The sequence below is a fragment of the Aerococcus sp. HMSC23C02 genome (assembly GCF_001806805.1).
Taxonomy (GTDB): Bacteria; Bacillota; Bacilli; order Lactobacillales; family Aerococcaceae; genus Aerococcus; species Aerococcus sanguinicola.
The window spans coordinates 69,948-77,971 of the sequence record NZ_KV786062.1 but is presented as its reverse complement, the minus strand read 5'-3'; the positions used below and the strand labels follow the sequence as shown (position 1 = coordinate 77,971).

8 protein-coding genes are annotated in these 8,024 nt (G+C 45.3%); 2 read left to right on the top strand and 6 right to left on the bottom strand.

What is annotated here, in order from left to right; genetic code table 11:
- Nucleotides 1-70: 70 nt before the first annotated feature.
- Entirely contained in the window at nt 71-718 is a 648-nt protein-coding gene (gene fsa, locus HMPREF3090_RS09350; RefSeq protein WP_067971595.1) for a fructose-6-phosphate aldolase, read from the bottom strand.
- Nucleotides 719-1,216: 498 nt separating this feature from the next.
- Here fsa and HMPREF3090_RS09345 point away from each other — a divergent pair, with 498 nt between their 5' ends.
- On the top strand, nt 1,217-1,789 hold the full coding sequence (locus HMPREF3090_RS09345; RefSeq protein WP_067971596.1) for a DUF4352 domain-containing protein: 573 nt from the start codon (nt 1,217-1,219) through the stop codon (nt 1,787-1,789).
- Between the two features lie 201 nt (nt 1,790-1,990).
- A complete protein-coding gene (locus HMPREF3090_RS09340; protein WP_067971598.1) occupies nt 1,991-2,185 on the top strand; it encodes a hypothetical protein in 195 nt (64 codons plus the stop codon).
- 468 nt (nt 2,186-2,653) lie between these two features.
- Here the strand turns inward: HMPREF3090_RS09340 and sufB are convergent, their stop codons facing one another.
- Genes sufB through sufC form a run of 5 tightly spaced genes read right to left on the bottom strand, consistent with a single transcriptional unit; the run spans nt 2,654 to nt 7,830 of the window.
- On the bottom strand, nt 2,654-4,054 hold the full coding sequence (gene sufB, locus HMPREF3090_RS09335) for a Fe-S cluster assembly protein SufB (protein ID WP_067971600.1): 1,401 nt from the start codon (nt 4,052-4,054) through the stop codon (nt 2,654-2,656).
- On the bottom strand, nt 4,055-4,540 hold the full coding sequence (gene sufU, locus HMPREF3090_RS09330) for a Fe-S cluster assembly sulfur transfer protein SufU (protein WP_067971603.1): 486 nt from the start codon (nt 4,538-4,540) through the stop codon (nt 4,055-4,057).
- Nucleotides 4,527-5,756 (bottom strand): aminotransferase class V-fold PLP-dependent enzyme, encoded by a 1,230-nt coding sequence (locus HMPREF3090_RS09325; protein ID WP_067971605.1) that lies wholly within the window; start codon nt 5,754-5,756, stop codon nt 4,527-4,529. The genes sufU and HMPREF3090_RS09325 overlap by 14 nt, the downstream gene beginning before the upstream one ends.
- Nucleotides 5,749-7,044 (bottom strand): Fe-S cluster assembly protein SufD, encoded by a 1,296-nt coding sequence (sufD, locus tag HMPREF3090_RS09320; protein ID WP_067971608.1) that lies wholly within the window; start codon nt 7,042-7,044, stop codon nt 5,749-5,751. Before sufD ends, HMPREF3090_RS09325 begins: the two co-directional genes overlap by 8 nt.
- 18 nt (nt 7,045-7,062) lie before the next feature.
- A complete protein-coding gene (gene sufC / locus HMPREF3090_RS09315) occupies nt 7,063-7,830 on the bottom strand; it encodes a Fe-S cluster assembly ATPase SufC (RefSeq protein ID WP_067971615.1) in 768 nt (255 codons plus the stop codon).
- Nucleotides 7,831-8,024 lie beyond the last annotated feature (194 nt).

Genomic DNA, 8,024 nt, shown 5'->3' with positions numbered 1-8,024 from the left:
GCCGCAGTCTTACAGACTGCTCTGGTGACTTGCTTCAGTGAACGAAAGTTAACCGCCAGCCCTCTCACCCTTATTTATTAGAGAAGTTTTCCCAGTCTTTGAGGAAGCCTTCGATTCCGGAGTCGGTTAGGGGATGTTTCCATAATTTAGGGAATAATTTGCCTGGGATGGTAGCGATGTGAGCGCCGCGTCGAACGACTTCTTCAAAGTGAGGCAGGGTCCGGATGCTGGCGGCAATAATTTCCGTATCATAGCCATAGAAGTCCAGCATGTCTCGAATATCAGAAATCAGGGCATAAGCGTCTGTCCCTATATCTTCTAAACGACCGACAAAAGGACTCACATAGCTAGCTCCAGCCTTGGCAGCCATGACCGCTTGGCTGAGGGTAAAGACCAGGGTTACATTGGTCTTGATGCCTTCTCCTGCCAATTGGTGGACGGCAGCCAGGCCAGCTTCGGTCATGGGGATTTTAACGACTACATTATCTGCCCACTTAGCCAATTCACGTGCCTCTTTGACCATACCTTCTGTATCTAAACTCACCACTTCCGCGCTAACAGGCCCATCGACAACGGAACAAATTTCCTTAATCACTTCCTCAAAAGGCCGTCCCTCACGCGCGATGATGCTGGGATTAGTTGTTACCCCATCCACCAAGCCCAAAGCAGCGATGCGTTTAATTTCATCCACATTGGCTGTATCTAGGAAAAATTTCACCTGATCTCCCCCTTATAATCATTTTCTAATTTTATATCCTCATTCTACCACACCCTGCCAAGACCTAACAAGCCATATCCCAGTTAAAAAGTTTTAGGCAATTGAAATATAAATGTTGGCAGGGATTTCAAGTGTCTTCCTATAAAAGCTGAGCATAGTCGCAAGCTTGCTAGGTAGAATGAGAAAATAATAAGATAGTGATTGAGCAATAAATATACAAGAATTGATATATCTTTAGCTTCTTGCTTTTGCTTAAACCTTTACTCCAATATTTTAAAACTGAGTTTGCCTCTATTTTTACAAGATTTCTTTACATATCAACAGTTATTCCGTATAATTTTGCTTATGTAGAAAGTATTAATTTTTTCTATATGAACAATGATTAGCTGAATCTATATTTAGCAGTAAAGGAGACGGTTGCTATTCGATAAGGAGTGATTTTTGGGGTTCTTGAGATGTTGCGAGATATAAAGAAAAGTTAAGTTAAAGGAGTATTTTATGGCAAAAAAATATTACGATGAAAATGGAAATGAAGTGAAACGCGGTGGCTGTCTTAAATGGATTGGTATAGGTATAATAGTCATTATTGTTCTTATTATTCTTGGGGCTATTTTTAGCAATGGAGAAAATAATTTAGATATTGCAGATTCAGGAGACAATCAGACCTCTCAAAATCAATCAGTTAAAGAGGGGAAAAAATCATTAGCAGTTGGTGATAGCGCAGAAATTGATAATATTAAATTCACTGTTAATAGTGTTGAATTTACAGATGAACGAAATCAATTTGCAGAATCTAATCCTGAACGCGTCATCAAAATTAATTATACTCTTGAAAATGGTCAGGACGAGGATTACGCATTTGGTATCGATACCCAACTCTATGTTGATGGTAAAAAAGCGAATACCTACCCTCTAGGAGGCATAGATGGAGACATTGGTTTTGGGTCTGTATCAGCTGGACGAACTGTAGACAGTTCCGTTTACTATGGTGTAGATGGCCAAGATATCGAACTAGAATGGCAGCCGATGTTCAGCACGAAGGATAAAGCTATCTGGAAATTGAGCGAATAAATACAAACCCACTTCCTTATATGATTGGAAGTGGGTATTTTTTAATAAACAACAAACATTCAATATAGCTTATAGCTTTTCATTACTAGCTTCCTTTAGATTGACTATGTTAATATAAGTAGGAGTAGTAGCAATCATTCTGCAGCAAATGAGAAAATTTATTTTCTTTCTCTTTATTGTAGCAAAAGGAGACGATAGGCAATGGATATTCTATCCAAAGAACAACTTTATGAGCTCATCACTACTGAAAGCAGGTACCGTATGTCTAAAGAGCTAGGCATTAGTCAGAATACGCTGTCCAACTACGCCAATAAAGTGACTCCAATCGGGAAAATGTCTTTAGATAACGCTATTAAACTGACTGCCTATGCTAAGAAATTACAGAGCGAAGCTTAAGGAGGCAGAAGAATGTCTGAAGTAAAAAACGAAAAAAATTCAAGAGAGACAAGTAAAATTAATAAAAAAGCAAATTAAACAACATCAGGATGTATTTATTCGCTTAAAGGATAAGTAAGCAGTTCCAATCATTAAAGTGATTGGTATTAAATGACGAAAATTATCTAGAGCCAAGTGTGAATAAAAAGTTCAACTTCCCCTCAGCTATCCAAAGACTAAATCTCCAGTTCCAGCACACCAGAAAAGTGTGCTTTTTTGTATTTACAGGCACCCTATAAATTCCCAGCTAAATAAAAAAAGTCCAGGGTCGTCTGATGGATGGACCACCACGACAACACTGGACATCTCTAGCTATTTTATAAAAATTGCCGCACAGATTTTTTCTTGGGACAATCTAAGGGGCAAGATTTGAAGAGATTAGCGAGGACAGAGCTAAGAAAGGCCTGTCCATCAGCATCCTATCAAGTTCTAGCCGACAGACCCTTCCATTTCATAGGAAATCAGCCGGTTCAATTCAACCGCATATTCCAATGGAAGTTCCTTGGAGAAGGGTTCTACAAAGCCCATGATGATCATCTCAGTCGCTTGGGCTTCGGTAAGGCCCCGGCTCATGAGATAGTAGAGCTGTTCTTCTGAAATTTTGGAGACCTTGGCCTCGTGTTCCAGGTCAACTTGGGAGTTATGGATCTCATTCATCGGAATAGTATCTGACTTGGAGTCCTTGTCGATCAGGATAGTATCGCATTCAATGTGGGACTTAGAACCCTTAGAATTTTTACCAAATTTAACATCCCCTAGGTAGTCGGTGATTCCTGACCCCTTGGCGATCGACTTGGAGATAATGGAAGATGAGGTATGAGGGGCATTGTGGATCATCTTGGCCCCAGTATGTTGGTGCTGGCCTGAATTCGCAAAGGCGACAGACAACATGGTTCCCCGGGCTCCTTCGCCATCCAAGTAGCAAGATGGGTATTTTTGGGTAAGCTTGGCGCCAAGGTTGCCGTCTACCCATTCCATGGTCGCATTTTTACCAACCTTGGACCGTTTGGTAACCAGGTTGTAAACATTGTCCGACCAGTTTTGGATGGTGGAATAGCGGCAGTAACCGCCTTCTTCAACGAAAATCTCAACAATAGCGGCGTGCAGGCTGTTGGCCGAATAAGTTGGGGCGGTACAACCTTCGATGTATTCCACAGAGGCCCCTTCGTCAACAATAATTAAGGTCCGTTCGAACTGCCCCATACTTTCGTCGTTCATCCGGAAGTAAGTTTGGAGTGGGATGTCAACCTTAACGCCCTTAGGCACATAGATAAAGGTCCCCCCTGACCAGACACTGGAGTTGAGCGCCGCTTGGAAGTTATCCGATGGGGGCACTAAAGTGGCGAAATATTTTTTGAAGAGTTCAGGATATTCTTTCAAGGCCGTATCGGTATCGGTGAAAATAACCCCTTGGTCTTCATAAATCGCCTTGGTGTTGTGGTAAACGGCTTCAGATTCATACTGGGCCACGACCCCGGCTAGGCTATCCCGTTCAGCTTGAGGAATACCAATCCGTTCAAAGGTTTCTTTAATCTTTTCAGGGACATCATCCCAGGTTCTGGAGTTCGTATCTGACTTCTTCTTATACAGGGTAATGTCATTTAAGTTTAAGTCGGAGATATCTGGGTTCCAGTCCGGAATGTGACTGTTTTGAAAGCGTTTAAGGCTTTTGAGTCGGAAGTCTAACATCCACTCAGGTTCTTCTTTTTGGGCGGATATTTCACGGATGACTTCCTCGGTTAGGCCGGTATCAATCCCAATTTCAACTTTGGAATCCACATCGTCGTGAAAACCATATTTATAATCATCAATTACTGGAAGTTCACTCATTTATTCGTCTTCCCCCTCTTCTACATCTTCTTCAACTGTTTCTTCGTCACTATGAATACCTTCTTGGAGGGCCTGCCAACCTAAAGTGGCACACTTGACCCGGGCCGGAAACTTGCGGACTCCAGATAGGAGGGAAGCTTCGCCGAGTTGGTCATGGTAGTCAGTGTCCTCATCCAATTCAGGCAAGGTAATCATTTCATTAAAATTCTGAGCTAAGCTAAGGGCTTCTTCCACAGTCTTGCCCTTAATTAAGTCCGTCATCATACTAGTACTTGCCGTAGAGATAGCACAACCTTGGCCATGGAAGGCGAGGTCAGTGATCTTGTCATCTTCGATCTTCAAGTCTAGGAAGATGACGTCACCGCAAGTTGGATTGAGCATTTCAATGGTCTGAGTGGCCTGATCCAAAGCCCCATGGTGGTGGGGGTTTTGGTAGTGGTCCACGATGACGGCGCGGTATAGATTTTCCATTTTAGATAAAGCCATCGGTGAAAAATTCCTCCACTTCTTTTAAGGCGCTGACTAAGCGGTCAACATCAGCTTTCGTGTTATAGTAAGCGAAACTCGCCCGGGCAGTTGCCCCTTGACAGAGTTCCCGCATCAATACCTGGGCGCAGTGGTGGCCGGCCCGGACAGCAACGCCCAGTTGGTCAAGACCAGTTGCCAGATCATGGGGGTGGACCCCTGCCAGGTTGAAGCTAATCACGCCATGGTGGTGGTCCGGATCAGCAGAGCCGTATATAGCCACCGCCTCATAATCAGCTAGGGCGGCCATAGCATAGCGGGTGAGTTCTTTTTCGTGGTCAGCAATGGCCGCCATCCCACCGACGCTCTCAATCCAATCGAGAGCCGCCGAAAAGGCAACCACACCGGCTATATTTTGCGTTCCGCCTTCGAATTTGTAAGGGAGCTCTGCCCAGGTACTTGACTCGCGTTGAACCAGGGTAATCATCTCGCCCCCGTATTCCAAGGGTTCCATGTCTTCGAGAAGCTCGCGCTTGCCATAGAGGACGCCAACCCCGGTCGGTCCGTAGACTTTGTGGGCACTGAAGCAATAGAAGTCGCAGTCCAGGGCCTGGACATCAACGGGTAAGTGGGCCGCTCCCTGGGCCCCGTCCACTACGATATAGCCCTGGTTATCATGGATTACTTGAGCCAGGGCTTGGATATCTTGGGCAGACCCGAGCACATTGGAGACATGGGAGATAGCCAGGATCTTGGTCCGGTCGCTTATCGCTTCCTTCAGATCTTCGGCTGTCCAGACCCCCTCCTGGTTCATCTCCAGATAGCGCAACTTAGCCTGGTTACGCTTAGCCGCCTCTTGCCAAGGGATAAGGTTGGAATGGTGCTCAATAGGCGAGATTAAAATTTCATCGCCCGCTTCAAGCACCTTGTCCGCAAAGCTGCGGGCAATCCAGTTGAGTCCCTGAGTCGTGCCCTTGGTGAAGATAATTTCTTCTCTTTGAGCGGCATTGATAAAGGCCTGCACCTTGTCGCGAGTCCTTTCATAGGCCTCGGTTGCCCGGTTGGCTAGGGTATGGACCCCGCGGTGGATATTGGCATTGTCGTGGAGATAATAAGCTTCTAGGGCATCAATCACTGCCTGAGGTTTCTGAGTGGTTGCTGCATTATCCAAGTAGACCAGGTCTTCATCATTCACTCGTTGATTGAGAATGGGGAAATCCTGATAAATATTAGTCATTGTCAATAGCCATCAACTTCTTATCTATAATTTCAATTAATTCTTCACGCATTTCTTGTAAAGGAATCGCTACAATCACACTACCTAAGAAGCCACGAATTACTAAGCGTTGGGCTTCTTTGCCGGAAATCCCCCGGCTCATCAGATAGTAGAGTTCTTCCTGGTCGACCCGGCCCATGGAAGCGGCGTGGCCTGCCGTCACATCATTTTCGTCGATCAATAAGATAGGGTTGACATCGCCCCGCGCCCGGTCAGAGAACATCAGGATCCGTTCTTCTTGTTGGGCGTCAGCGCCGACTGCCCCGCGGTAGATGTGGCCAATCCCATTAAAGGCCAAGCGTGAGCGGTCGAGGATGACCCCTTTTTGGTAGATATGACCGACGCTATGGCGGCCATAGTTAGAAACTCGGGAGTTGACCCCTTGCGTTTGCTTGCCATCCGAGATGCCGACCACATTCACATAGCTGACCGAGCCATCTCCGATCAATTCAGCATTGTAGTCAGCGACCACATTACCATCGTTAAGCATACCGACGGCCCAATCAATCCGCGCTTCAGGGCCACAGTGACCGCGGCGTGTGATAAAGCCCGTCGTATTTTCGCCGAGTTCGTCCAAGGCAGCATAGTGGACTTCCGCATGGTCAGCCGCAATGATTTCGGTCAAGATATTAGCCGAATTGGCTTGGTCGCCATGCGTTTGGAAGCGTTCCACAAAGCTGAACTTGGCATGGGCTTCTGCCACAATCAAGACATGGTGGTTATAAGCCAAGTCTTGGCTGGCATCTTGGAAGGCGTTAACCACAATCGGTTCTTCAACCTGCACATTTTCAGGAACATAGAGGAAGACCCCACTATTCATATAGGCCGTATGGTAAGCGGTAATCTTGTTGTCGCCTGGTTTAGCGGCCTTGGTCATATAATAGTCCTTGAAGAAGTCTGGATAGGCTTGCATGGCTTCGAAGATATCCATCAAGATAACCCCTTGGTCCTTCAAGTTCTGGCTCAAGTCCAAGCTCAGGGTCTGGTCGCCGAATTGGTTCATGAGGGCTTCTTGGCCATGGTGTTGGTAGCGCTCATCCAATTCAAAGTCTGTGGTCCCTTCCCCCTGGATCTTGGCTCCATAAAGAGGCCAGCGTTTGACATCCATCTTAGGGGTATCAGGTAAGTCTAAGTGATCAATATTTTGAAAAGCTTTCTCTCTCAAGGCAAGTAAAAATGCAGGTTCCTTTTTAGCTTGGGAGAAGGCTTGTATGGCTTGCCAGTCTTTCTGGCTCATTTGTTCTGACATAGAATCCTCCCTTATCAGCTAGTCTTCATCCAATTCGATGTTAAGCTCTTGTGCAAGGCCCTTGTAGCCTTCCGCTTCTAGTTTTTTAGCCAGCTCAGCATCACCAGATTTGACTACCCGGCCGTCCATCATCACGTGGACATAGTCAGGCACGATATAGTCTAAAAGACGTTGGTAGTGGGTAATGATGAGAGAGCCAAACTTATCACCACGCATGGAGTTCACCCCATTGGCAACAACCTGTAAGGCATCAATATCTAATCCAGAATCAATCTCATCTAAGATAGCAAAGGTCGGTTCAATCATCAGCATCTGTAGGATTTCATTGCGTTTCTTTTCCCCTCCTGAGAAGCCTTCATTGAGGTAACGTTCTGCCATTTCTTCAGGCATTTCTAAGACTTCCATCTTCTCATCGAGCTTTTTGATAAAGTCCATGACGGAAATTTTATCGTCTTCTGGTCGTCTGGCATTGATGGCTGCACGCATAAATTCCGCATTAGTAATCCCTGGAATTTCAGAAGGATACTGCATAGCTAAGAATAAACCAGCTAGGGCCCGTTCGTCGGTTTCCATTTCCAGGATATTCTCGCCATCTAATAAGATTTCACCTGAAGTGACTTCAAAGGCTGGGTGGCCCATGATGGCTGCAGATAGGGTAGATTTTCCTGTCCCGTTAGGCCCCATGATGGCATGGACTTCCCCCGTGTTGATGGTTAAGTTAACCCCTTTTAAAATTTCATTCTCTTCTACTGAAACATGTAAGTCTTTAATTTCTAATGTCGACATAATGCCCTCCTTATAAAACAATCGTTAGTCTCTTCTTATTCTAGTCTATTTGATAATACTTTTCAAATATGTGAACCAGAAGACTGTCTGACTCGTCATTGACTCGAACCATTCTAAATTAATTCTAGCCTTAAGGGATCGATTCGCGCAGCGGAAAGCGTTTTAACTTCGCCATTTTTTAGTTATAATGACTA

What these genes read in the sequence shown, in the direction of transcription:
- sufB (WP_067971600.1), bottom strand. Translation starts at nt 4,054, where the DNA reads ATGAGTGAACTTCCAGTAATTGATGATTATAAATATGGTTTTCACGAC.
- HMPREF3090_RS09345 (WP_067971596.1), top strand. Translation starts at nt 1,217, where the DNA reads ATGGCAAAAAAATATTACGATGAAAATGGAAATGAAGTGAAACGCGGT.
- HMPREF3090_RS09340 (WP_067971598.1), top strand. Translation starts at nt 1,991, where the DNA reads ATGGATATTCTATCCAAAGAACAACTTTATGAGCTCATCACTACTGAA.
- sufU (WP_067971603.1), bottom strand. Translation starts at nt 4,540, where the DNA reads ATGGCTTTATCTAAAATGGAAAATCTATACCGCGCCGTCATCGTGGAC.
- sufD (WP_067971608.1), bottom strand. Translation starts at nt 7,044, where the DNA reads ATGTCAGAACAAATGAGCCAGAAAGACTGGCAAGCCATACAAGCCTTC.
- sufC (WP_067971615.1), bottom strand. Translation starts at nt 7,830, where the DNA reads ATGTCGACATTAGAAATTAAAGACTTACATGTTTCAGTAGAAGAGAAT.
- HMPREF3090_RS09325 (WP_067971605.1), bottom strand. Translation starts at nt 5,756, where the DNA reads ATGACTAATATTTATCAGGATTTCCCCATTCTCAATCAACGAGTGAAT.